The 24,541-nt window shown below is 38.3% G+C and carries 22 protein-coding genes and 1 riboswitch; of the genes, 1 reads left to right on the top strand and 21 read right to left on the bottom strand.

The window, feature by feature from the left end:
- Positions 1 to 229: 229 nt before the first annotated feature.
- The 6 genes from racE to ML543_RS05350 form a co-directional block, all read right to left on the bottom strand.
- Complete coding sequence (gene racE, locus ML543_RS05375) at positions 230 to 1,051, bottom strand: glutamate racemase (RefSeq protein ID WP_243386127.1); 822 nt, start codon at positions 1,049 to 1,051, stop codon at positions 230 to 232.
- A 13-nt stretch (positions 1,052 to 1,064) separates the two neighbouring features.
- A complete protein-coding gene (locus tag ML543_RS05370; RefSeq protein WP_243386531.1) occupies positions 1,065 to 1,499 on the bottom strand; it encodes a MarR family winged helix-turn-helix transcriptional regulator in 435 nt (144 codons plus the stop codon).
- Between the two features lie 623 nt (positions 1,500 to 2,122).
- Complete coding sequence (gerE, locus tag ML543_RS05365) at positions 2,123 to 2,347, bottom strand: spore germination transcription factor GerE (RefSeq protein ID WP_029279253.1); 225 nt, start codon at positions 2,345 to 2,347, stop codon at positions 2,123 to 2,125.
- Between the two features lie 233 nt (positions 2,348 to 2,580).
- The gene (gene sdhB, locus ML543_RS05360) at positions 2,581 to 3,345 is read right to left on the bottom strand and encodes a succinate dehydrogenase iron-sulfur subunit (protein WP_243386126.1); all 765 of its coding nucleotides are present in this window, start codon (positions 3,343 to 3,345) and stop codon (positions 2,581 to 2,583) included.
- A gap of 1 nt (position 3,346) precedes the next feature.
- Positions 3,347 to 5,107, bottom strand: a complete 1,761-nt coding sequence (gene sdhA, locus ML543_RS05355) for a succinate dehydrogenase flavoprotein subunit (RefSeq protein ID WP_243386125.1) — start codon at positions 5,105 to 5,107, stop codon at positions 3,347 to 3,349.
- A gap of 33 nt (positions 5,108 to 5,140) precedes the next feature.
- Positions 5,141 to 5,749: a succinate dehydrogenase cytochrome b558 subunit gene (locus ML543_RS05350; RefSeq protein ID WP_243386124.1), complete on the bottom strand. Its 609-nt coding sequence runs from the start codon at positions 5,747 to 5,749 to the stop codon at positions 5,141 to 5,143.
- A gap of 575 nt (positions 5,750 to 6,324) precedes the next feature.
- Between ML543_RS05350 and ML543_RS05345 the strand changes: the two genes are divergently transcribed.
- Positions 6,325 to 6,753, top strand: a complete 429-nt coding sequence (locus tag ML543_RS05345) for a YslB family protein (protein ID WP_243386530.1) — start codon at positions 6,325 to 6,327, stop codon at positions 6,751 to 6,753.
- A gap of 82 nt (positions 6,754 to 6,835) precedes the next feature.
- Here ML543_RS05345 and ML543_RS05340 read toward each other — a convergent pair whose 3' ends face one another.
- The 15 genes from ML543_RS05340 to ML543_RS05270 form a co-directional block, all read right to left on the bottom strand.
- On the bottom strand, positions 6,836 to 8,065 hold the full coding sequence (locus ML543_RS05340; protein ID WP_243386123.1) for an aspartate kinase: 1,230 nt from the start codon (positions 8,063 to 8,065) through the stop codon (positions 6,836 to 6,838).
- A 588-nt stretch (positions 8,066 to 8,653) separates the two neighbouring features.
- A riboswitch (Lysine riboswitch) is annotated at positions 8,654 to 8,834 on the bottom strand.
- Between the two features lie 72 nt (positions 8,835 to 8,906).
- Complete coding sequence (gene uvrC, locus ML543_RS05335; RefSeq protein ID WP_243386122.1) at positions 8,907 to 10,679, bottom strand: excinuclease ABC subunit UvrC; 1,773 nt, start codon at positions 10,677 to 10,679, stop codon at positions 8,907 to 8,909.
- A gap of 13 nt (positions 10,680 to 10,692) precedes the next feature.
- A complete protein-coding gene (locus tag ML543_RS05330; protein WP_243386121.1) occupies positions 10,693 to 12,135 on the bottom strand; it encodes a hypothetical protein in 1,443 nt (480 codons plus the stop codon).
- A 66-nt stretch (positions 12,136 to 12,201) separates the two neighbouring features.
- Complete coding sequence (locus tag ML543_RS05325; protein WP_243386120.1) at positions 12,202 to 13,137, bottom strand: FTR1 family iron permease; 936 nt, start codon at positions 13,135 to 13,137, stop codon at positions 12,202 to 12,204.
- A gap of 20 nt (positions 13,138 to 13,157) precedes the next feature.
- Positions 13,158 to 13,916, bottom strand: coding sequence for a hypothetical protein (locus ML543_RS05320; RefSeq protein WP_243386119.1), 759 nt, complete (start codon positions 13,914 to 13,916; stop codon positions 13,158 to 13,160).
- 439 nt (positions 13,917 to 14,355) lie between these two features.
- On the bottom strand, positions 14,356 to 15,123 hold the full coding sequence (locus ML543_RS05315; protein ID WP_243386118.1) for a glycosyltransferase family 2 protein: 768 nt from the start codon (positions 15,121 to 15,123) through the stop codon (positions 14,356 to 14,358).
- A complete protein-coding gene (locus ML543_RS05310) occupies positions 15,120 to 16,577 on the bottom strand; it encodes an alkaline phosphatase family protein (RefSeq protein WP_243386117.1) in 1,458 nt (485 codons plus the stop codon). The genes ML543_RS05315 and ML543_RS05310 overlap by 4 nt, the downstream gene beginning before the upstream one ends.
- Positions 16,574 to 17,530 (bottom strand): lysylphosphatidylglycerol synthase transmembrane domain-containing protein, encoded by a 957-nt coding sequence (locus tag ML543_RS05305; protein ID WP_243386116.1) that lies wholly within the window; start codon positions 17,528 to 17,530, stop codon positions 16,574 to 16,576. Before ML543_RS05305 ends, ML543_RS05310 begins: the two co-directional genes overlap by 4 nt.
- Positions 17,514 to 18,464, bottom strand: a complete 951-nt coding sequence (locus ML543_RS05300; RefSeq protein WP_243386115.1) for a GDP-mannose 4,6-dehydratase — start codon at positions 18,462 to 18,464, stop codon at positions 17,514 to 17,516. Before ML543_RS05300 ends, ML543_RS05305 begins: the two co-directional genes overlap by 17 nt.
- A gap of 131 nt (positions 18,465 to 18,595) precedes the next feature.
- Entirely contained in the window at positions 18,596 to 19,792 is a 1,197-nt protein-coding gene (locus ML543_RS05295; protein WP_243386114.1) for a hypothetical protein, read from the bottom strand.
- A 439-nt stretch (positions 19,793 to 20,231) separates the two neighbouring features.
- Positions 20,232 to 20,546: a thioredoxin gene (trxA, locus tag ML543_RS05290; protein ID WP_243386113.1), complete on the bottom strand. Its 315-nt coding sequence runs from the start codon at positions 20,544 to 20,546 to the stop codon at positions 20,232 to 20,234.
- 442 nt (positions 20,547 to 20,988) lie between these two features.
- Positions 20,989 to 21,969 carry an electron transfer flavoprotein subunit alpha/FixB family protein gene (locus tag ML543_RS05285; protein ID WP_243386112.1) on the bottom strand — a complete coding sequence of 327 codons (981 nt, stop codon included), beginning with the start codon at positions 21,967 to 21,969 and terminating at the stop codon, positions 20,989 to 20,991.
- A 71-nt stretch (positions 21,970 to 22,040) separates the two neighbouring features.
- Positions 22,041 to 22,814: an electron transfer flavoprotein subunit beta/FixA family protein gene (locus ML543_RS05280; RefSeq protein ID WP_243386111.1), complete on the bottom strand. Its 774-nt coding sequence runs from the start codon at positions 22,812 to 22,814 to the stop codon at positions 22,041 to 22,043.
- A 194-nt stretch (positions 22,815 to 23,008) separates the two neighbouring features.
- Positions 23,009 to 23,782: an enoyl-CoA hydratase gene (locus ML543_RS05275; protein WP_243386110.1), complete on the bottom strand. Its 774-nt coding sequence runs from the start codon at positions 23,780 to 23,782 to the stop codon at positions 23,009 to 23,011.
- Positions 23,783 to 23,857: 75 nt separating this feature from the next.
- Positions 23,858 to 24,445: a TetR/AcrR family transcriptional regulator gene (locus ML543_RS05270; protein WP_243386109.1), complete on the bottom strand. Its 588-nt coding sequence runs from the start codon at positions 24,443 to 24,445 to the stop codon at positions 23,858 to 23,860.
- Between the last annotated feature and the right edge of the window lie 96 nt (positions 24,446 to 24,541).

The following is a 24,541-nucleotide window of genomic DNA, read 5'->3' as shown; positions in this document are numbered from 1 at the left end:
ATTTTCACAGAAAAAGCGCAAAGCGCAAGTCCTTAGGCGAAGGGCGCTGGAGGACCTGCGAGGAGGCTTCCGTCGCCACAGCAGGGCCGAAGCGACCCGAGCTGATGGCGCTTGGAGCTAGACACCAAAAAAACTGAAAAGAGAACACTTTAACACTTTATTGAACTTAAACTTTCTGTAACAACAAAAAAGGTAGCACGACATTTTGATCGCGCTACCCCTTCTAAGTTTATTTTGAAGATTCACTAACTTCTTGCAAAACAATTGATTGAACATCTTTAATTGGATACCCAAACCAATTCGAAGCAATTGTACGAAAAATAGATGTAGACCCAGTGGTTAAAAACTGATGATGTTTTTCTGAATCTTCGTCATTTAACATTTGATGAAAGGATAATATCGTACTTACTTCACCCGCTGTTTCTTCCCCCGATGATATAATGTTCACATCTCGTCCGATGTAATGACGAATTATAGGCTTAAGCAATGGATAATGTGTGCAGCCTAAAATGAGTGTATCCATTCGCTTCCCTTTAAACGGTAGTAACGACTCTTTTACAATTTGATGTGCTTCTCTTCCAAGATATTCGCCACTCTCTACGAGCGGAACAAATCGAGGGCAAGCTAAACTGTCTACGATGGTCCTACTATTAATCTTTTTTAAAGCTCGAACGTAAGCCCCACTTGAAATGGTACCTTCTGTGCCAATGACTGCTATATGATTATTTCTCGTCGCTTTAATCGCCGCTCGTGCCCCAGGTTGAATTACACCGATCACTGGAATATCCAATTTTTCTTGTATCTCTTTTAATACAATAGCAGTCGCCGTATTACAGGCAATTACGAGCATTTTGATTTGATAGTGGGAAACGAGAAAGTTCGTCATCTCCCATGTAAACTTTCTCACTTCTTCTTTCGAACGAGGACCGTACGGGCATCTCGCAGTGTCCCCTAAATAAATAATTTCTTCTTTCGGTAGCTGTCTCATAATTTCTTTTGCCACCGTTAAACCGCCAACTCCTGAATCAATCACACCTATTGGATTATTCAAAAAATCGCCTCATTTACTGTAACATTTCTTCATGTAATTTTATTAACAATGTTTGCAACTGGTTCTTTTCGTCATGAGAAAATGAAGCCAATATCTCATGTAAGTATTCCTGCCTTTTACGAATCGCTTCTGCAATAATTCGCTCGCCCTCTGGTAAAAGATGAATACGAACGACCCGACGATCTCGTTCATCACGTACCCGAACGACTAAATCATTTTTCTCCATACGATCAATTAAGTCTGTCATCGTACTGCATGCAAGGTACATTTTTGCAGATAACTCCCCAATTGTTAAGTCACCAAATTCAAGCAAGTTTTGCAGCGCAACAAATTGTGGAGGAGTGATTTGATAATCACTTAAAATCTCGCGACCTTTTTGCTGTATAATAACCGCAATATTCCGCAATGACTTTTCTATATGAACAACATGCTCCTGTTTAGCATTCATTGAATCTGACATTCTCATTTCCTCTCTAATGAATATTCTATCAATCAATATCTTTAGTCGTTTGTTGACTACGTAACATATTTTCTCTGTTTTCGCTTCAAAATTCAAGTACTCCTATTTGACAATCCCATTACAATTCAACTAGTAAGAAAAAAACAAAATTATGACGGTGTAACCTTATTGAAAATGAACATTTTAAGAACACGGAAGATTCCATTATAAAAAGCCAAGGGCGCTGGAGGACCTGCGAGGAGGCTTCCGTCGCCACAGCAGGGCCGAAGCGACCTGAGCTGATGGCGCTTGGAGCTAGACACCAAAAAAACTGTAAAGAGAATACTTTAACACTTTATTGAACTTAAACTTTCTGTATCAAATAAAAAAATAACCGGCCACAAGGGACCGGTTATTTCGTTATGTGTTTTATCAGGAACCGTTACTTTTTGAACAAGAAAACAACCATATTCATCGAAACATCTGAACAAGTAACGAAAGACTGAAAAAACTTAAACATTCAAAACAGAGAGGGTAAAAGAAGAGTTAAATAGAAAAGTGTGTCATGAGAATTGAGTTTTTCTCTTGTCTTCACGTCACCAAAAGTCGAATGATTGATGACAAGGGTACTATTATAGCTCAAGTTCTCCCATGCGGAGAAGCTCAACAACAGCTTGTGAACGCCCCTTCACACCCAGTTTCTGCATCGCATTTGATATATGATTACGAACTGTTTTTTCGCTAATGAATAATTCTCCGGCTATTTCTTTTGTTGTTTTGTCTTGTACGAGTAATTCAAACACTTCTCTCTCTCTTTTCGTTAGTAGTGGCTTGGATTGAAACTCTTTCTCCTTCAAGTATTGTAACCCTCCTTGCTAGGTGAGAGCTGATCTTTTGAGGATGGGGTATATTTTTAGTCAGAATATAGTATGTCGGAAGGTAAGATGCTGTGACATAAATGTAGGAGATTTTTTCGATCAAATTTGATTCGTTCTTTGTGTCCACTCACCCTTTATAAATTGCTTCATACTAAAAACAAAGAGGCGCCAATCGTCAGTATTAACTGACTTTCGGACACCTCTTTTTTCTATTATTCTTGGTTGTCACTTCCGAAGAATCGACGGAAGGAGTGAATCGTTGTATCACGGTTAAGGGCAGCAATGGACGTCGTAAGTGGAATCCCTTTCGGACAAGACTGAACACAGTTTTGAGAGTTTCCGCAGTTCGTTAGACCTCCATCATCCATAATCGCCTCTAAACGTTCTGCTTTGTTCATCGCACCAGTCGGATGAGCATTAAATAAACGAACTTGAGAAAGCGGAGCAGGTCCAATGAAATTCGATTTGCTGTTTACATTTGGACACGCTTCTAAGCATACTCCACACGTCATACATTTCGATAATTCATATGCCCATTGACGCTTTCGTTCTGGCATACGAGGACCAGGACCTAAATCGTACGTTCCGTCAATTGGAATCCATGCCTTAACTTTTTTCAAGGAGTCAAACATTCTGCTACGGTCAACTTGTAAGTCACGTACTACAGGGAAAGTTTTCATCGGTTCAAGACGAATCGGCTGCTCTAATTGGTCTATTAAAGCCGTACAAGATTGGCGTGGCTTTCCGTTAATGACCATCGAACAAGCACCACATACTTCTTCTAAACAGTTCATATCCCAAGCAATCGGACTAGTAGGTTCACCTTTCGTATTGACAGGGTTACGACGAATTTCCATTAAAGCAGAGATGACGTTCATATTTGGACGATATGGAATTTCGAACTCTTCTTGGTAAGGGGTAGAGTCTGGTCGATCCTGTCTCGTAATAATAAATCGAACCATTTTGTTTTCACTCATCTTACTTTTCCCCCTTTTTCTTTGTATAGTCACGTTTACGTGGTTGGATTAGGGATGTGTCCACCTCTTCATAGTGGAACTTAGGAGCTTCAGAGGCACCTGCAAATTTTGCCATCGTTGTTTTTAACCATTCATCATCATTTCGATCTGGAAATTCTGGCTTATAATGTGCTCCACGACTTTCATTACGGTTGTATGCACCAAGTGTAATCACACGAGCTAGTTCGAACATGTTCTTTAACTGACGTGTAAAGGTCGCCCCTTGGTTGCTCCATTTCGCTGTATCATTAATATTAATGTTGTTCCAGCGTTCCATTAGTTCTTGAATTTTTTCGTCTGTTTTTAATAACTTATCGTTGTAGCGAACGACCGTAACATTGTCTGTCATCCACTCTCCTAACTCTTTATGAAGAACATATGCATTTTCAGTTCCATCAAGGCTCATGACTTCATCCCATTTAGCCTGTTCTTCTTTTACGCGTGACTCAAATAAAGTGGAAGATAAATCTTCAGCTGATTTACTTAATCCGTTCATGTACTCAACTGCTTTCGGTCCTGCGACCATTCCACCATAAATCGCAGAAAGAAGTGAGTTTGCTCCAAGACGGTTGGCACCGTGCTGAGAGTAATCACATTCTCCAGCAGCAAATAACCCAGGAATATTCGTCATTTGGTCATAATCTACCCATAATCCACCCATTGAGTAGTGTACTGCTGGGAAGATTTTCATCGGAACTTTACGAGGGTCATCTCCCATAAACTTCTCATAAATTTCAATAATTCCACCTAGTTTAATATCAAGCTCTTTCGGATCTTTGTGAGACAAGTCTAGGTATACCATGTTTTCACCGTTAATACCTAGTTTTAAGTCTACGCACACATGGAAAATCTCACGTGTAGCGATATCACGCGGTACAAGGTTTCCGTATGCTGGGTATTTTTCTTCAAGGAAATACCACGGTTTACCATCTTTATAAGTCCATACTCGTCCACCTTCTCCACGTGCTGATTCACTCATTAAACGAAGCTTATCGTCTCCTGGAATAGCCGTAGGATGGATTTGTATAAATTCTCCATTTGCATAATATGCACCTTGTTGGAAAACAATTGATGCAGCAGATCCCGTGTTAATAACCGAGTTCGTTGATTTACCAAAAATAATTCCAGGACCTCCAGTCGCCATAATAACTGCATCCGAACGGAACGACTGAATCTCCATTGTCGTTAAGTTTTGCGCTACAATACCGCGGCATACACCTTCATCATCTTGGATAATCCCCAAGAACTCCCAACCTTCGTATTTCGTTACAAGTCCAGCTACTTCGTGACGACGTACTTGCTCGTCCAATGCATAAAGTAACTGCTGTCCTGTTGTTGCTCCAGCGAAAGCCGTACGGTGATGTTGCGTACCTCCGAACCGACGGAAATCTAATAAACCCTCAGGAGTACGATTGAACATAACGCCCATTCGATCTAAAAGATGGATAATTCCAGGTGCAGCCTCACACATGGCTTTAACTGGTGGTTGGTTGGCTAAAAAGTCTCCACCATAAACCGTATCATCAAAGTGCTCCCAAGGAGAGTCGCCTTCCCCTTTTGTATTAACCGCTCCGTTAATACCCCCTTGAGCACATACTGAATGCGATCTTTTAACAGGTACTAGTGAGAATAAATCTACAGAAACGCCAGCTTCAGCCGCCTTAATGGTCGCCATTAATCCGGCAAGACCGCCGCCGACAACGATAATTTTACCACTACTCATAAGGCCCACTCCCTTTGTTAGCTATATTGTTTTTTATACGAATGCAAAGATTGCGCGTAATCCAACGATAGATAATGCAACGAAAATACCAAGCGTTACATACGTAGAAATCAGCTGAGATCGAGGAGATACGGTAATTCCCCAACTTACAGCAAAAGACCATAAGCCGTTTGCAAAGTGGAAGATTGCTGATAGTACCCCTACGATATAGAAGACGAGCATTCCAGGGTTACTTAAAATTTCTGCCATCATATCGTAGTTCACTTCTTTACCGAATGCAGCCGCAATACGTGTCTCCCAAACGTGCCAAGCGACGAAAATTAATGTAAACACGCCTGTCACACGTTGTAACATGAACATCCAGTTTCGGAAATAACTATATCGACTCACGTTGTTTTTCGCCGTGAAGGCAATATAAATACCGTAAATGGCATGATAAAGAAGAGGAATAAAAATAATAAATGCTTCTAACACATACCTAAATGGTAAACTTTCCATAAAGTGCGCTGCATTATTAAATGCTTCTGGTCCCTTTGTTGCAAAATGGTTTACAACCAAGTGCTGCATTAAAAAGATACCGATTGGTACAACTCCTAAAAGTGAATGTAGCTTTCGGTTGGCAAATTCTTTGTTACCCGCCATGAACTTTACCCCCTAATCTCGTTTACAAATTATGTTTTGGATCTCTCCTGTCCCCAGCTTTTACGTACACACAGACTACAAATTCGATTTCAAGTAGAATTCGACACGTGTATGACGAAAATTCTGGTAAAAAAATATGACAAATTCATTTTACTCCCATCTGAATTTAGCGTCAAGAAAACGCGTACAAGTATGTAAATTTTTCGTAAATTCAGCTAATTTTATTTTACCAGTATACGAAATAGGATGAAATAGTGTTTCAATCCCAATTCCTCTTGAGATGTCATCACTTTCTTTTAAAAAAAAGCGCAAAGCGCAAGTCCTTAGGAGAAGGGCGCTGGAGACCCGCGAGGAGGCTTCCGTCCTCTCAGCAGGGTCGAAGCGACCCGAGCTGATGGCGCTTGGGCTAGACACCAAAAAAACTGTAAAGAGAATACTTTAATACTTTTTTGAACTTAAACTTTCTGTAACAATAAAAAAAATGAGACAATCTAAAACCACTTTGTGCGAAACTTGTTATAATAAGTAGTGGCTTTTAGAAAGAGGGGAATTACGTGAAAGCATTCTTAGAACAAATGGAAAAGCTTGAAAATCTTCATGTTCACGCATTTAGTATTGAAATATTAAGGGATGTCCTACTTCCAGATTTACTTGGAAAAGAACAATCGTCAATCTTGTATTGGGCAGGCAAACGCCTCGCTCGAAAATACCCGCTCGAAAAAGTGGAAGATTTATTCACCTTTTTCCAACATGCTGGTTGGGGTGAACTAACCAAACTGAAAGAAAGCAAAAATGAAATGGTTTTTGAATTGAAGAGTGATTACATCTCAAAGCGATTTGAAAATCATGAACAGCCTTCTTTTCAATTAGAAGCAGGTTTTTTAGCGGAACAAATTGAAAGAATGCACCAATGTGTGACGGAAACCTACGAAGAAGTGAAGCGTCGCCAAAAAAAGGTTTTATTCACCGTTAAGTGGGATGTAAAAGATCGATCAATCGATTAAGTTCCACTAACTAAATACACTTAAACGGAAAAGAGGTCCAATTAGAAATATTTCCTTTCTAGTTGGACCTTTTTGTTCCCTTTTAAACTGCAGCTTCTTCTTTGGATAGCTCAAACACTTCATGTAACACTTCTACTGATTTCACCATATACTCTACATCTACAACTGCTGAAACTTTAATTTCGGAAGTGCTCACCATTTTAATCAATATTCCGTTTTCTGATAACACTTGGAACATTTGTGCCGCTACACCCGGATTTGAAATCATTCCTGACCCTACAATAGATACTTTCGCAAGGTTTGACTCGCTTTCAATTTGTTCAAATTGTAATAGACTTTTATGTTCCTCTAACACACGAATGGTGTCTTCTAAATCCACCGTTTTAACGGAGAATGAAATAGACGTTTTCTCCTCATTTGAAGTGCTTTGGATAATGATGTCGACATTAATACCATTATTCGCTAACGTTGTAAAAATGGTTGAAAGCGTATGTAGTCCATTTGGGAGTCCACATACTGACACTCTCGTCACTTGATCTTCAAAAGCAATTCCTCTTACGACTAAATTTTGTTCCATATCCGCTTCCTCCTTAACAATTGTTCCTCTTTCTAACTCCATACTTGAACGAACTTCAAGTGGCACATCATAATTCTTCGCAAACTCTACGGCTCTTGGATGAAGAACTCCAGCGCCAAGATTTGCTAGCTCCAACATCTCATCATACGAAATCGCATCTAGCTTTCTAGCAGTTTTAACGTATCGTGGATCTGTTGTGAATACCCCTGTCACATCTGTATAAATATCACATTTATCAGCCTTTAACGCTGCAGCTAACGCCACCGCTGTCGTATCAGATCCACCTCGACCTAACGTCGTAATTTCACCGTTCTCTGAAATTCCTTGGAAACCTGCTACTACAACAATTTTTCCTTGCTCCAGCTGCTCTTGAATTCTTTCTGTTTGTATATTCGTTATCCGAGCATTTCCGTGAACAGACTCTGTCATCATCCCCGCTTGCCATCCTGTAAACGAAATCGCTTCATGCCCCATCTCATAAAGGGCCATCGAAAGTAAAGCAATGGTTACTTGCTCCCCTGTCGTAAGTAACATATCCATTTCTCGCTTACTTGGCTTTGAACTTAACTCATTCGCTAGTGATACAAGCTGATCAGTTGTTTTCCCCATCGCGGATACAACAACTACTACGTCATGACCTGATTCTTTTTCCATGATGACTCGCTTTGCAACATTCTGAATGCGCTCCACACTACCAACGGATGTGCCACCAAATTTTTGAACAATTAATCCCATATCCTCTTCCCTCTTTCTTGTGATCATCGTAATCCGTTCAAATGAAGACGGTTCTTCTCATTATGGTGTGCAATCATGTAGAAGACTAATCTCACTATGAATGAATCTCTAACTTTCCGACATTTATGAATGCAGGCTAGTGATGATAAATACAAAAGGATGTTTAGTCTTTTAATTAGTGCAAATGAAAACATAAGTTCACTTACGTTCCATCATCCTTTTATCAGCTTAAATCCAAAGCAACAATGTATAAAAAAACAGTCGAAATAAAAGGCTGATTTCGTATAGATTGTTGCTTTTTCAGTCATTTCTAAAATGAATGCTGAGCATCGCGCTACGGACACTTGCTTTCCACGGGGAGGAAGTCGAGCCTCCTCGTCATGCGCCTGTGGGGTCTCGCCCTTTCCTCTACATCCCGCAGGAGTCAAGTGCCCTCCGCTCCATTACAAAGAGGGAAAAACGATTCTCAACAATATATTTTATATACACTAAAAGCAACAATCCTTTAGAAAAGAGCCAAATAAAAAAAGCAATGAGACCAATATCTCATTGCTAGCGGTAAACGAATTATAAATAGTCGCTTTGCTTCAATGAGATAGCTCTCCAAGAAGTTGAACCTTCTTGACAGTCCTACACTTGTTCAATGCAGAACCAGCGAGTGAAGAAATGGATCTTCTCCCACTTCGGCGATTTCCCCTTTCAAATGTCTTCTCCAGAGTCCATTCTCTTCCGACATTTTACTCTTGAATCTCGCACCTCTATCTTCATACTATGAACGTACGTTTCGATCACTTTATTAAATTTAATATACATAGTACCAGACTATTTCCAAAAATTCAATTTAGTTTTGAAATTTTTCTTTAATTTTTTTGGCTACAGGAAGTGGCATTCCCGCATTTTGTAATTCCTCAATGGTTGCTTCTTTTATTTTTTCTACCGATCCAAATGCTTTTAATAATTGTTTCCGACGTTTTTCTCCTACGCCAGGTATATCATCTAATGCAGACTTAAAGGCATTTTTTCCTCGTACTTGACGATGAAATGTAATAGCAAAGCGATGAACTTCGTCTTGTATACGCTGAAGAAGATAAAACTCTTGACTATTTCGCTCGAGTACGACTAACTCAGGAGGTTCTCCAATCATTAAGTTCGCCGTTCGGTGTTTGTCGTCTTTGACAAGTCCTGCAATTGGAACATCTAAACCTAATTCATTCTCCAATACATCCCTTGCCGCTGACATTTGTCCCTTCCCACCGTCAACAATGATGAGGTCTGGAATTGGTAAACCTTCTTTCAAAACACGAGTATATCTCCTACGGATAACCTCTCTCATTGAATCATAATCATCCGGTCCCGTCACAGTTTTAATTTTGTATTTTCGATAGTCCTTCTTACTCGGTTTTCCATCAATAAACACAACCATAGCTGAAACAGCATCGGCTCCTTGTATATTTGAGTTATCAAACGCCTCAATCCGAAGTGGAGTCGGAATCTGAAGCTCACTACCCAAATTTTCAACCGCTTTAATGGTTCGGTTTTCATCCCGTTCAATTAATTGAAATTTCTCATGAAGGGAAATTTTTGCGTTTTTGTATGCAAGTAAAACTAAATCCTTCTTTTTTCCTCTTCTTGGCTGAACGGAATTTACACCTAACAATTGTTCGACTAAACAAGCGTCAACATCATCGGGTAATAAAATTTCCTTCGGTAAAATATGGTTGTTCCTATCGTAAAATTGACCGATAAACGATAAAAATTCCTCTTTCGGTTCATCATAAATCGGAAATAAAGACACGTCTCGCTCAATCATATTTCCTTGACGAATAAAAAAGACTTGCACACACATCCAGCCTTTATCGTAATAATAGCCGAAAACATCTCGATCAATAAAATCATTCAACACCATTTTTTGCTTTTGCATCAAGGTTTCGATATGGACGATTTGATCACGATATTCTTTTGCTCGCTCAAACTCTAAATTTTCAGCGGCATGATGCATTTTATTCTCGAGATCTTTTTTTATTTCCGAATAGCCACCTTTTAAAAATCGTGTAATTCCGTCAACTAACTCTTTATTCGTACTTTCTGATACCTCTTTAACACAAGGGGCTAGACACTGTCCCATGTGGTAATACAAACATACACGGTCAGGGAGCGTTTGACATTTCCTTAGCGGGTACATTCGATCCAACAATTTTTTCGTCTCACGCGCCGCCTGAACATTTGGATAGGGACCAAAATATTTCCCTTTATCCTTTTTTACTTTACGGGTGACAATTAAACGCGGGTGTCGTTCCGATGTTATCTTAATAAATGGATAACTTTTATCGTCTTTCAACATTATGTTGTATTTTGGATCATACTTTTTAATAAGATTTATTTCAAGTAGTAAAGCTTCAATATTCGATGAAGTGACAATATATTCAAAGTCTTCAATTTCATTAACTAGCCGTAACGTTTTTCCATCATGTGTTCCATTGAAATACGAGCGAACACGGTTTTTTAACACTTTCGCTTTCCCGACATAAATTACCGTTCCATGCTTATCTTTCATCAAGTAACAGCCAGGTTGGTCAGGTAAGACTGCCAGTTTTTCTTTTAAATGTTCGTACAACGTGACCACCCCATTATTCCCATCTATAAAGTATTATTTTACTATAAACAGGGTCAAAAATCTCGTTTGACGAAAACTCCTTTACTTTCGTTATACGGTCGGATACATCGACACCTTGCTTTTTGAATCCTTCTATAACGTGGTTTGTCAAATAGATGGTTCGATCATCGTAATAGGATAAATCGTGCAAAAAGAATGGATACGACAAAATTCGCTTATGTTCAAACGGCATGTCATAATACTCCATCACTCTTGTTTCTTCCCACGTGTAAATAATAAAAGGCTCATCGATTTGTTCTAGTTCTTCCATCAATTGATGAACGGCAGGCAATTCTCGATATTGTTCGTCTAAAAGAGCGTACGAAACAAATAGTTGAAGGGAAACTAAAATGGTTGTAAGAGCTAGACCAATTCTTTTCGGAAGAACATTTATCCCCTTTGCTCCCCACCAAAGCGTAAACAATGAAATGATTGGTAAGCTATGCCTTGGCTTATCAATGTTTTGAGCAAATAGCGCCCAAATAAAATAACTCACTGCTATTAATATAATGATCCATTCCATCTCTGACATTTTTTGATTGTTGCCAATTACAAATGGAAGAATAATCAAGATTGAGTATGTCCCTAAAAGAATAGGAGATTGAGCAGCAATACCAGTCCAAAAAATATTGTGGACGATTAAGGTAAACATACGTTCCATTAATGTTCTTGATTCATCGGCCGTTGCTGCTCCTCCCCAATCAGAAAAATGCCCTTCGACAAACGATAATGCCAACGAGAAAAAACTTTCAATACTCCCTTCAGACCAAATAAGTCCAGCTACCCAGACACATTGAAAAAAAGCAGCAACAATGATATGCGTAAAAATGATAGACCATTTTCTATTTCTTTTCCATTGAATCATCCATACCCATAATAAACCGATAGCAAATGGAAGATAGGAAAGACGAATGCCTAACAATAAACTTAGAAATAAGGCCGGTAAAAATCGCTTCCAATTTGAATGATTATCTCTAGAGTGGGCAATAGACCAAATATACCACCATAAAACAGCCATTGCTGCTCCTTCAGACATCGGTTGCGTTAGAATGACTGCTGAATACGGGAGTGTCGTCACAATTGCTACTAGCCAGATTGCTTTGTGCTGAACTAGCTTTTGGGCTATCAGGAACATCGGTATAGTGGAAAGTATTAATAAAGTTATATTAAAAAATACAAGAGATAAGATTGGGCTCTCAATGAAAGTATGAAAGACCATGCCACCTAATATGAAATAAGGATACCCAGGGAAATGTGGTTGCATTAGGAGTAAATCAAATTGTAAAACCCCTAAGCTAAAATCGACTTCATCCCAACTACTTACACGAGGTAAAGCAAAATGATACAAAGATAGAAAAAAAAGAAAAAGCATCAAAGTAAACATAACACTCCAGCTTTTTTCGACAGTATTTCCCAAGAAATTCTCTCCTTTTTCACCTGGATTTTGACATAAGAAAAGCTCGCAATTGCGAGCCTTTCTACTTTATGCATTGGCTGATTTCACTTCAACCGTACTATTCACTTCTTCAGTATTACTACTCCGATTCAACCATCGAACCCATAAAAAGACACCAATGAAATATAACCAATAAGCAGCAACCTGTTCAAAAGAAGGATTATGACTATATCCAAACATAGCTGCCATGAACAATCCAATTTGCCCGCTAATCATAACTTCATTTCCAGTGTCACGTTCATAATGAACTTCATCGACGTAGTGCTCTGGCATAAATTCAATGATGTTATATAAAGGTGCTGGCTTCCCTTCTGGTGTTGTGATGACAGAACCCATCTTACCAAGGTCTTGTAAGATTCCAACTCCCTGTACAAGTAATCCTGCTGCAATAAACATAATTAAAATGCCTGTGATGTTAAAAAATGATTTTAAGGAAATTTTCATTGTACCCGTAAAGAATAAATAGCCAAGCAATAACGCCATTAATAATCCACTTAATGCCCCATAGCTCGTAAATACTTTCGTGACATCTCCTCCAGAAATGGCTGCAAAATAAAAGACCGTTTCAACTCCTTCACGAACTACGACTAAATAAGAGTGGATAATCATCGCTGAGGCACTTCCAGCAGTGACAACAGCCTGAATCTTCTTTTGCAAATCATTATTAATGTCTTTCGATTGTTTCTTCATCCAGTGGACCATATGCGTAAGCAACAGTACAGAGGCAAACATAATTCCTACTTTTAAGTACACTTCCGACCCGAGCGTTGCAAATCCAGTTAAAATAACTTGGAAAATTAACGCAACGACAAAACTAGTAACAAGAGCTAAAAATACACCTGTATATACCCATTTATTATATTGTTTTGCATTTAATCTCGTTAAGTATGAGAGAATAAGTCCTACGATTAAAATTGCTTCTAGCGCCTCACGTAGCGTAATTAAAAACGCTTGAAAATCCATCCAAAAGCCCCCCTTGTATGTTAGGACATTTTTTTCTTACGTCGTTGTTGCACAATTACAAGTACAACGAAAATAGTAGCTAATGCGATTGTAAACCATAACCAAAACGGATGACTTTCATCACTTAACGTTGTATCAATCCCTAAGTTTTCTTCCGTTAAATGAGATTCGTCTGCTTCTTTATCATTTGGGAGTGGGAAAGATTCAGCGGTTAAGGATATTATTAATTCAATAGCAGTCTTAAAGGTTTCAGGATCTTGTTCTTTATTACCAATTCCGAATAGCCCTGGGTTTCCTAAAGCCGTTAGGGCATCATCAAACGCTTTATAAATTTCCTCTGTCTGGTCTTGTCCTAACTTCTCAACAGCTAATGGGTGGAGGATATCATACGTTCCTCTCGCTTTTGCTAATAATAGTTTTGCTTGCCCATATTCTTCGAAACTATCTTCAGCAAAGTGTAAACGACGCTCAATATTTAAAGCTAATGCTGCTTGATAACTTCCTAAAAGCAAATCTAAATCTTTCGTTTCAAATGCTTCATCAATTAATTCTTTTGGTTTTTTGAAGTATAAATCAAATTCTTTCTCATACGTTTCAAAAACCGCTTCTGCAAGTTCCCAGTCTCCTTGACTAGCATACGCATCAATTTCTTTGTACGCTTCTGCGAAATCTTCCTTCCCAGGATCTCCATATGAGTAGGCACCTACAGACGGAACATATATGTAATTAAAAGACAATATCAAAATGAATAGTAGTAATAGTGTTTTATATCGTTTCATTATCTTATCCTCCTACATTGATAATGATAATGATTATCAAGAAGAGTGTCAACAACTTCATTGAATGAATGCGATATTTTTTAAAAAATATGCAAATTTCTATCGTTGCCATCATCCATCTTCAATAAATTTTTGGCTGTACACCTTATCGTAACAAGCGTACGCTTTCAGTGAGAGTCAAGTGTCTGAAGTTCCATTACATAGTGTACATACGACCAAAAACATTGTACTAAAACAACAATCCTTAAAAAAAGAGCACCAAATTATTAAACTATTTCTTGCAAAAAAGCAACAATGTTCACGACTAAATATACCCCAAGCTACAATCGCTTTAGTTGCGAACTTATCTTAAGTATTCGATTCATCCATGACAAATAACAATGCGAAATAACGTAAAAAAGCAGATAAAGTGCGTCTCCCACTTCATCTGCTCCTAACTTTATGATGAAATTTTCTCCTGACTATACGAATCATCTATTTTGTGAGCGTGAACATTAATTTTCACTTTTTTCACCGGGCGCTTCATTTCTTTTAAAATCGCTGGTAAAACGGAACTCATGTACGATTTAAATTTGATGAATGATTCACCCTTTGTCCGGACTTGGTACGTAATCGGTATTTCTTGGACGCGAAATCCTTTTCGCACCAAATTTAACGTTATCACTTGTGCATAATTGTAGTCATGAATGATTTCTGCATTCTCCATAGCTTGCCTTGAAAATGCTCTCATTCCTGACTGACCATCGTATATCCATTTTCGTAATAAAAGACTTTGCAAAAAAGTAAAGCAATAGTTTCCAATCCGTCGATGAATTTTCATTCCCTGGATTGTACCTAAAAACCTAGAGCCCATCGTGTAATCTGCTTCACCTCTAAAAATTGGTTCTAGCAGCTGAGGGATTTGGTCTGCTGGGTATTCATTGTCAGCATCTATCATTACACCGATATCTGCACCAAGCGTTACACAATGTTGTAAACCTGTTCGAACCGCCGCACCTAAACCTTTATTGCGTTCATGCGAATAAATATAATCCGCTCCTGCACTCTTTGCAACTTGTACGGTTTCATCTGTTGATCCATCATCAATGACCAGGACCTCTACCGAAACAAATGGATGAAAGTTTCGCGGAATTTTACGGATCACTTCTCCTATCGAAAGTTCTTCGTTATGAGCAGGAAGAAACACGATAACTTTTTGTTTTTTCATTGATGATCATCACCTTTTTGTTGTTTTAATGCTTCTGTTAAAACAGGTCCTCGACTATGGCTTGGATACGGTGCTCCAAGTAAATAGCTAATGGTCGGTGCTAATGATACGAGTGAACGTTTCTCACGAATGACCTTTCCTGCTTCAATAGATGGGCCTGTCATGAAAAATGGGACAAAACGTTCTCCTTCATCTAAGTGTCCATGACCACCAATTCCATCTGCTTGTCCATGATCAGCACAAATGACAAGCGTTGTATTCTCCATCTTCCCATGATCCTTCAACCACATAACAAACTCTTCTATTAAATTGTCAGCTTCTTCTATTTTTTCAATGTATTCATCATATAATACGCCTCGACTATGGCCAATTTGATCGGTTCCAATTAATTGAACGACAAAAAGGTCTGGGTCTTTTTCTAACATAATTTCTTTCGCTCGCTCCATAATGTTACGATCTGCTTCATCTTTATGCATGACCGCTGTTACAGTGTCAACATCGTCTCCCATTGAATCGACTAAGTGGGCAATCCCTAACAATCGACCTTTTTTCCCCACTTTGCGCAATGCGTCAAAAATACTTTCTACTTTCAATCCTAATTTCCATACCATATTGGATTTAATCCCATGTTCAGAAGGATACGTACCGGTAAACATTGATGAGAAACAAACTACTGTACGGGCCGGGTAAACCGTTTCCATTTGAACGTATTCAGTACCGCTTTTTCGCAATTCATCTAAAAATGGTGTATTCGCTTCTTCGAAACGTTCTTTTCTCATCCCATCCACAACTATCACTACAACCTTGTCACTTGTTGCAACCGTAGGTTCGTTTGTCGTATCTCTCGTGAACGTTTGATAAGGTTCAGGTTTCCAATCGAATAAATATCGATGCAAAATGAATGCAAATAAAAGAACGAAACCATAAAAAAGTGCCCATAATGCCCAATGGTTCACGAAGATGTCCGTATCTACGACATAAAAGTAGTTCCATACGGAAAGAATGAGCAAAAATTTTGGTAATTGCTCTTGTGCGTTTCCACTTGTTGAATCACTGTTTTTTAAGACCAATTTCCAAAACCGTGTAAAGTTAAGCCATGATGTTCCAATTCGCAGATGATAATAAAGAGTTCCCCAAAAAAAGACAGTAAAGAAAAAGTAAAGTCCAATAGCTAGGAATAAAAGCGGAACTGATACGGTTTGAAACAACAAAATATATACTACTAATGGAATCCATAAGTAATTTCGTAAAAACAGTGGAAAGTCATAAAGATAATAGATAACTAGTAATGGAAGCGTAAAAAGGAATGATAAATACAATTTCGCATCCCACAAATTAGTCAAGTTAAATAAAAGCATCGTGCCTATTGTAAAAATAGGGGTAAACGGCTTCCCCTCATTTAATAGATTCCAACAACGCGCTGCCACTTTTTCAAATGACGATGCTTGCTTCATGAAGAATCCCCTCTTCCTACACTTTTCGTTTGTTGTAAAAACTCCTTGATAGTACTTCGATTTAATGGGACGAGCATAAACGCCAAATACCCTACGAAAAACGAAAATATAAATTTAAATAAATGCGTCATAATCGAAACCGATAATGCGTCAGAAAATGGAATGTGGAATGCTCTTAAGCCGAATGTCATAAATGCTTCATAAGATGCTATCCCACCTGGAGTGATTTGAAAAAATTGACCACCTACTGTCAAGCTATTCACCCAGATTGCTTCGATAAAAGTTAGATGATATGGTTGAAATCGTATAAATGTGTAGACAACGGATGCTTCTAAAATCCAACTAAGAAAAATAAGAAAAATAATGAAAAAACCTTTCTTCCCTCTTAAACTCACGCTTAATAATGCCCATTGGCGTTGAGCTATTTTCCGAAACCTTTTGGAGGTTAAAAGGAAGAGCGCAGCCAAAACAATTCCCACTATAAATGGAGCATTCCTATTTACTGGTACGGGGGTATTTCCGATCCAAACAAAAAAACCAATACTCGTAAACAAAAATAGTATGCCTATATCAATTAACCTAAGAATGATGACCGAATGAACAATCTCACTTACTTTGCTTGTCCGATTTGGCTCTACAGTTGCTACACCTATTCGAATGACATCTCCACCTTTAAACGGTAAGATGTGATTAAAAAACATACTATAAAAAATTCCACTTAAACAATACCTTAAGGATATCGTTCGATTTACATATTCATACCACGCATATGCACGTAACACAAAAGCTGAAAAATAAAGACTAAATATGGTAACAAGTAACAGAGGCTGGTTTAGGACCCATATTCCAAGCTGCTTCAAATGTTGCAACTGAAAATATTGGATAGCCATCCAAACACCAAGACAAATAACGAAGACACCGATTGCTTGTTTCCACTTATAACGCTCGAACATTGGATTTCGCCCACTCAACCGTACGTTTTAACCCTTCTTGAAAAGCTATTTTTGGTTCATACCCAACAATATGCTGTGCATTCGAGATATCTGCCCACGTCCAGTTCACATCTCCTACTTGTGGCGTAGATGTTGAGAACCGAAGCGCAGGAAAATATTTATTTAATTCTTCGATTACAGTAACAAGTTCGATCGGATGACCAGTCCCAATGTTAAATATATTCGATTGCTTATTGTAAAATAATATTCGTAAAACTCCTTCTACAGCATCATCAATATATGTGTAATCTCTAGCAGATTGAAGGTCATACAATTCAATTTTATCTCCAACAATTGCCTTCTTAATGAATTTTTGAATGGCCATATCCGGTCTGCCCCATGGGCCATAGACAGTAAAAAAGCGAATGATTGAAACCGTATAACCATACAAATGTTCATACGCGTGACAAAAGGACTCTGCTCCAAATTTCGCTGCTGCATAAGGGGAAATCACTTTTCCATCTGCCATTTCTTCTTTCACCGCTCGCTTCACTTGATCTCCATAAACTGATGAAGATGAAGCAAATAATACATGCTTTGCCCCAATTTTTCCTGCCGCTTTTAAAACTTGTACTGTCCCATTAATATCAAAGTCAATGTATTCTATCGGTTGTAAAATGGAATTCCGCACTCCTGGTAATGCTGCGAAGTGGATGACTGCTTCCGGCTGAAAGTTATTAAATATTTCCTCAAGCTTTTTTTCATCCCTTATATCAGCTTTATGAAACTGAAAGTCTCCGCTCCTTTTAATATAATCTAAATGCATTTGTTTTCGTTCTCGGCGGTAATATGGATGAAGGTTATCTACAATTAACACCTCATGCCCTTTTTCAATGAGAGAGCGAGATACATGCGATCCGATAAACCCCGCCCCTCCTGTTATAATCACTTTCATATGGACACCCTTACATACAATATTTCATCCTACAAATATACCCTTTTTCAAATGGAGTCGCAACTAACCATATTGAATGGTTGATTTTTCCCTAAACAATGAAAAAGCCGCTAATTTGCGGCTTTTTCTCTTTATTCTACTTCTTGTAATAACGCAAGAACTTCTTCGCTATAAGTTTTTGCTTCTTCAGCATTCGCAGCTGTTACAGCATCGAACCATTTTTGAGCAAGCTCAAAAGCTTCCTTTGCTTTCTCTTCACCTAATGCCTCATTAAGTTCAATTTCAATCATCTTCATGAACATGTTACCTTCTAAAGCTTGAACACGTGCATCTACGTTTGCTTCTGCTTCAAGAGATGCTGCAGCTTTTTCGTGGTAACTCTTCGTTTTACCTAAAATCGCTTGAACGAATAATTGACTAACTTCTTCAGCATTGATTGTGGCAGGGTCTGTAGCATCAAGAGAGAATAGCTCGTTTAATTTTGTTGTCGCTTCTTCATCTCCACCAGCTAAAGATCCTTTAATTGCTTGCAGGAATCCCCATGCTTCTGCTTGCATAATCTTTAATTCATCAGCTTGTTTACCTTCTTCAACTCCAGCTACAATCTTTTCAGCATATGAATTGGAAGCTAAGTAGTAGCTGCGATAAATTGATTTGTCTGTAATTTGTTTAAATACTTTGTAATCGTCGATATTTTCATTGTTTAAAGCTTCTTCTTGAGCTGCTAGTCCAGCATTAATATTTTGTTCTAAACTAGCTTCACCAGATAATTCATAATAGCCATCACGCTTCACCGCTGTAGGGATAAACACTTCGTTTGCTAAATGTTTGATTTCTTCAAATGCTGTTTTCGCCTCTTCGACATTTCCAGCTTCTAAAGCTGCTACAACATCATTGTGTAAGCTTTTTTGTTTTTGATAGAAGTATGATTGTGTCACTTTATCGATAATTTGACGCGCCACATTCTCTTCTAATTCACCGTTTTGACCAGCTGAAATCGCTGCTGAGATTGCTTGATCATATTCACCAGACTCGTCAATTTTATTAACTTCAGCCTGTAACTTCTCTGCATATGTTGATTGAACCATACTCCAATCAACTTCTTGATCTTCCTTCATTTTTTCTAATTCTGTTTTTAACTCTTGGTATGCTGATACTTGCGCTTCAACAGTCACACCTTGGTCAGCTGCTTCTGTTTCTTCAGCTGTTTCTGTTTCCTCTGTAGATGTTGTTTCCTGTTCTTCAGCTTTTTCATCAGAACAAGCTGCTAAAACACCACCTGCAAGCAATGCAGTTGCGAACAATGATAACGCCTTACTTTTTTTCATGATATATTCCCCTTTTTTCTATGTAATGTTGAAAATGATTATCAATAAGAACAATTTTGATTATAAAAGAGAACGATTTTCATTGTCAACATATTTTCACCAATTTTTCATGCATTCTTTCTGTATCACCTAAAAATGAAGGTTAAATGTCTCTTTTCTAAATGGTTATAGTGTTCGGTTTTCACGTTAAATATTAATTACGTTAGGCTAAGAAAAGCGCAAGTCCTTAGGTAAAGGGCGCTGGAGGTCCTGCGAGGAGGCTTTCGTCGCCACAGCAGGGCCGAAGCGACCCGAGCTGATGGCACCCAAAAAAACTGTAAAGAAAATACTTTACACTTTATTGAACTTAAACTTTCTGTAACAACAAGAAAAAAAGCAGATAAAAAAATAGCCGGCAGCCACTTTTTATCTGCTTTGTTTAAAGGTTACAGTTCCTTTATTACTTGTGCTTGTTTAGTAATTCAGCTAGTGCTTCTTTTGGTTGATAACCAACTGTTTTATCTACAACTTCACCGTTTTTGAAAACTAGTAATGTTGGAATGCTCATTACACCAAATTTTTGAGCTGTTTCTTGGTTTTCATCAACATCAATTTTTACGATTTTTACTTCACTACCCATATCTTGGTCTAATTCTTCAAGAACGGGAGCAATCATTTTACAAGGACCGCACCAAGGTGCCCAAAAGTCAACTAATACTAAACCTTCACTTGTTTCTTGCACAAAACTTTGATCTGTAGCATGTGTAATTGCCATTTTCTATTCCTCCTGTTTGTTAAGGTACTTTTTGTATATTTGCAGTATATCATCTTATCTTCATGGATGCGAATGATTTGTTTCGTCCCTAATGTAACCGATTTACGTACTTATTATGTGCTTTATGTAGCAGCAAAAACCTTAACTTCTCACTTCATCGAACTCATGACATAAAAATATTCCATTCTTCATTCGCATTAACCATATAAGAAAAGCGCAAAGCGCAAGTTCTTAGGCGAAGGGCACTGGAGGACCTGCGAGGAGACTTCCTCGCCACAGCAGGGCCGAAGCGACCCGAGCTGATGGCGCTTGGAGCTAGACACAAAAAAAACGGTAAAGAGAATACTTTAACACTTTATTGATCTTAAACTTTCTGTAAAAACAATGAAAAAAGCAGATGAAAAGTATACCGTTACTTTTCATCTGCTTTATCTTTATTGGTTTAGGAAGAATGAACTTTTAGTTTTTTGAATTCCTCTGTCAGCATTGGAACGACTTCAAACAAGTCACCGACAATTCCGTAATCAGCCACTTTAAAAATGTTAGCTTCAGGATCTTTATTGATAGCAACGATTACTTTAGAATTCGACATACCCGCCAAGTGTTGAATAGCTCCAGAAATACCACATGCAATGTATAAATCAGGAGTCACGACTTTACCTGTTTGACCAATTTGGAGAGAGTAATCGCAATAATCTGCGTCACAAGCTCCACGACTTGCTCCGACAGCTCCACCTAAAACGTCCGCAAGTTCTTGCAACGGTTTAAATCCATCTGCGCTCTTTACGCCACGACCACCTGCAATAATGACTTTTGCTTCAGATAAATCGACCCCTTCAGCAGCTTTTCGAACTACTTCCTTTACGATTGTTCGTAAGTCTTTAATATCAACTGATAGCGATGTTACCTCACCAGTTTTTTGGTCATCCTTTTCAAGTACTTCAATATTATTTGGACGAATCGTAGCAAAAATAATTCCATCTGTTACAATATTCTTTTCAAATGCTTTTCCTGAATAAATTGGACGAGTGAAAACAATGTTACCCCCAACTTCTTCAACTGCTGTCGCATCTGAAATTAACCCTGAATTTAATTTTGCAGCAATTTTCGGCGAAAGGTCTTTTCCTAAGGCCGTATGACCGAAAATGATTCCTTCAGGATTTTCTTCATTTATAACTGCCATTGCCGCTTGTGCGTATCCATCAGGCGTATATTCCTTTAACTTCTCATTTTCTACAACAACTACTCGATCTGCTCCATAGGCAATCAATTCTGTTGCTAAGTCCTTTACATTTTCACCAAATAAAGCCGCAACCACTTCGCCACCTTCAGACACAACCTTACCTGCCGCTATTGCTTCAAATGATACATTACGCAACGCTCCATCTCGAACTTCCCCTAATACTAGTACTTTACGTGCCATATCAATTTCCCCCTGTTTCTCCTTTATTGAGATAAATATCTAAAATGAATATTCCGTGATCTCCCATGTACTTAAATAACTTTAGCTTCCGAGCGTAACAAGGATACAAGCTCTTTTACTTGATCTCCCAATTCTCCTTGAAGGATTTTTCCTGCTTCCTTTTTAGGTGGTAAATAAATTTCTAATGTTTTCGTTTTCGCTTCTACATCTTCTTCATCTAAATCCAAATCCATTAACTCAAGCTCTTCAAGTGGCTTTTTCTTCGCTTTCATAATTCCTGGTAGGGATGGATAACGCGGTTCATTTAACCCTTGCTGAGCCGTTACTAACAACGGAAGGGATGTTTCAATTACTTCAGAATCCCCTTCAACATCTCGAACCACTTTGACCGTTTCACCATCGATTTCAATGTTCGTGATTGTTGTCACATACGGGATATCTAAAAGTTCAGCTAAACGTGGACCAACTTGTCCAGACCCACCGTCAATTGCAACATTACCACCTAAAATTAAGTCAACATCTTGATCTTTCAAATATTCGTATAAAACCTTAGCGGTCGTAAATTGATCTCCTTCTTCTAAATCTTCTTCTGTGTTGATTAAAACGGCTTTATCACATCCCATTGCCAAAGCAGTACGAAGCTCCTTCTCACTCTCTTCTGAACCAACTGTAACTACCGTAATTTCACCTCCGTGCTCATCACGAAGTTGAATAGCTTCCTCAATTGCATACTCATCGTAAGGGTTAATAATGAATTCCGCACCCTCTTCAGCAATTTGTCCATTTTCAATCACAATTTTTTCTTCCGTATCAAATGTGCGCTTCATAATTACAAAAATGTTCATGTTAAAATCCCCCTGTTTTGTTAAGACATTTTCTTTTTTAGATAGATGTGTCTATAATCCATAGAAAAAGTATTCTAATATTAGGTAATGCCTGTTATGGTAGAATGCTTTTTCAAACTTCCACTAAGAAGAAGTGATATTTTAGAAAACAACATTTATTATAAATTTTAAGAAAATTTTTGGCAAAAAATGTTTTATTGACCTTTAAACGTCGGTTTTCTCTTTTCAATAAAAGCTTGAATACCTTCTTTTGCGTCTTCACTCATAAAGACTTCACCAAATAGCTGCGCTTCTTTTTCGACCCCTTCAATGAAGCTTCCATTTTTATTATGGAATACGAGTTGAATAGCCGCTTTCACCGAAACTGGTGATTTTTGCGCTACTTTTCTAGCAAATTGAAAAGCAACGTTCATTAATTCCTCTTCTTCTACCACTTGATTAACGAGCCCATATCGTGCTGCCTCTTCTCCTGTTATCGGATCACTCGTAAGCAACATCTCTAACGCCTTTGCTTCTCCGACAAAACGCGGAAGTCGCTGTGTGCCCGCAAATCCAGGGACTAACCCTAATTGAAGTTCAGGTAAGCCAAGCTTTGCCTGCTTTGTAGCAATTCGAATGTGACAAGCCATCGCTAGCTCCAGTCCACCACCTAAAGCTGCTCCGTGGATGGCAGCAATGATTGGCTTAGGAAAGGACTCCATCTTTTCGAATACTTCCTGCCCGATTGCGGCAAGCTTAGAAAACTGTTCTGCAGACTCAACGGTGGTAAATTCTTTAATGTCTGCTCCTGCTGAGAAAAATCGTCCTTCACCGTGGAGGATGATAACTCTCACAGTCTCATCTTGTTCAATGTCAGCTAGCACGTTTGAAAGCTCTTTCAAAACAGCAGACGCTAGTGCGTTGGCGGGTGGGCGGTTAAACGTAATCGTTGCGATATAATTTTCTTTTTTGACTGACAAAAACTCCAAGTCCCTTTCCTCCTTTTATTTCCTTCAAAATTATATGGAAAAGAGGAACAACAAGCGCCTTCAGACGCCCAATTGTTAACCCTCTTTACTAAACCCATTCATCAACAGGGTATGCACGTTTGGTGCGAGATTTTTCAGCTTATATTTTTGATCATTCATTACCCATGTTGTGGCAATTTCATCAATGACACCAAAAATCATTTGACGAGCAATTCTTAAGTCTAAATCTTGTCGAAATTCTCCTGTCTCCATTCCTGTTTGAACAATATCATCTATAATATTTAAATATTGCTTCAATACGTGGTTAATTTTAAGACGGAGATCTCGATTCGTTTGTCGAAGCTCTAGCTGTGTGACAATTGCGTAATGAGGATCTGCATCTAACTGAGAAAAATGGTTTTCTATCAATGTATACAATTTCTCAGAAGCACGCTTTTTTCCTTCTAATTGCTGTTGAATTTTTTCTACATGCATCCCCATTTTTTCTTTAAATAACGAGATTAATATATCTTCTTTATTTTTAAAATATAAATAGATTGTCCCGTCAGCCACTCCAGCTTGCTTGGCAATTTTAGATACTTGTGCCGCATGATAACCATTTTCTGCAATGACTATTACGGCTGCATCGATAATTTTCTTATACTTAGGCCGCTTATCTCTCACTTCTCTACTCTTCCCTTCAAAAATGAATGATTATTCATTCATATTTTCATATTACGAATTTGCAGAAAATTTGTCAAGATAGAGATGTTTCCAATT

It is taken from the genome of Bacillus kexueae (assembly GCF_022809095.1).
GTDB classification, from domain to species: domain Bacteria; phylum Bacillota; class Bacilli; order Bacillales; family Aeribacillaceae; genus Bacillus_BZ; species Bacillus_BZ kexueae.
The sequence above is the reverse complement of the archived record's forward strand: the minus strand, read 5'-3'. Positions and strand labels throughout refer to the sequence as shown.

Coding starts and splice junctions, on each gene's coding strand:
- ML543_RS05370 (WP_243386531.1), bottom strand. CDS start 1,499: ATGAATGCTAAACAGGAGCATGTTGTTCATATAGAAAAGTCATTGCGG.
- sdhB (WP_243386126.1), bottom strand. CDS start 3,345: ATGAGTGAAAACAAAATGGTTCGATTTATTATTACGAGACAGGATCGA.
- sdhA (WP_243386125.1), bottom strand. CDS start 5,107: ATGAGTAGTGGTAAAATTATCGTTGTCGGCGGCGGTCTTGCCGGATTA.
- ML543_RS05350 (WP_243386124.1), bottom strand. CDS start 5,749: ATGGCGGGTAACAAAGAATTTGCCAACCGAAAGCTACATTCACTTTTA.
- ML543_RS05345 (WP_243386530.1), top strand. CDS start 6,325: ATGGAAAAGCTTGAAAATCTTCATGTTCACGCATTTAGTATTGAAATA.
- ML543_RS05340 (WP_243386123.1), bottom strand. CDS start 8,065: ATGGGATTAATTGTTCAAAAATTTGGTGGCACATCCGTTGGTAGTGTG.
- ML543_RS05325 (WP_243386120.1), bottom strand. CDS start 13,137: ATGGATTTTCAAGCGTTTTTAATTACGCTACGTGAGGCGCTAGAAGCA.
- ML543_RS05320 (WP_243386119.1), bottom strand. CDS start 13,916: ATGAAACGATATAAAACACTATTACTACTATTCATTTTGATATTGTCT.
- ML543_RS05315 (WP_243386118.1), bottom strand. CDS start 15,123: ATGAAAAAACAAAAAGTTATCGTGTTTCTTCCTGCTCATAACGAAGAA.
- ML543_RS05310 (WP_243386117.1), bottom strand. CDS start 16,577: ATGAAGCAAGCATCGTCATTTGAAAAAGTGGCAGCGCGTTGTTGGAAT.
- ML543_RS05305 (WP_243386116.1), bottom strand. CDS start 17,530: ATGTTCGAGCGTTATAAGTGGAAACAAGCAATCGGTGTCTTCGTTATT.
- ML543_RS05300 (WP_243386115.1), bottom strand. CDS start 18,464: ATGAAAGTGATTATAACAGGAGGGGCGGGGTTTATCGGATCGCATGTA.
- ML543_RS05295 (WP_243386114.1), bottom strand. CDS start 19,792: ATGAAAAAAAGTAAGGCGTTATCATTGTTCGCAACTGCATTGCTTGCA.
- trxA (WP_243386113.1), bottom strand. CDS start 20,546: ATGGCAATTACACATGCTACAGATCAAAGTTTTGTGCAAGAAACAAGT.
- ML543_RS05285 (WP_243386112.1), bottom strand. CDS start 21,969: ATGGCACGTAAAGTACTAGTATTAGGGGAAGTTCGAGATGGAGCGTTG.
- ML543_RS05280 (WP_243386111.1), bottom strand. CDS start 22,814: ATGAACATTTTTGTAATTATGAAGCGCACATTTGATACGGAAGAAAAA.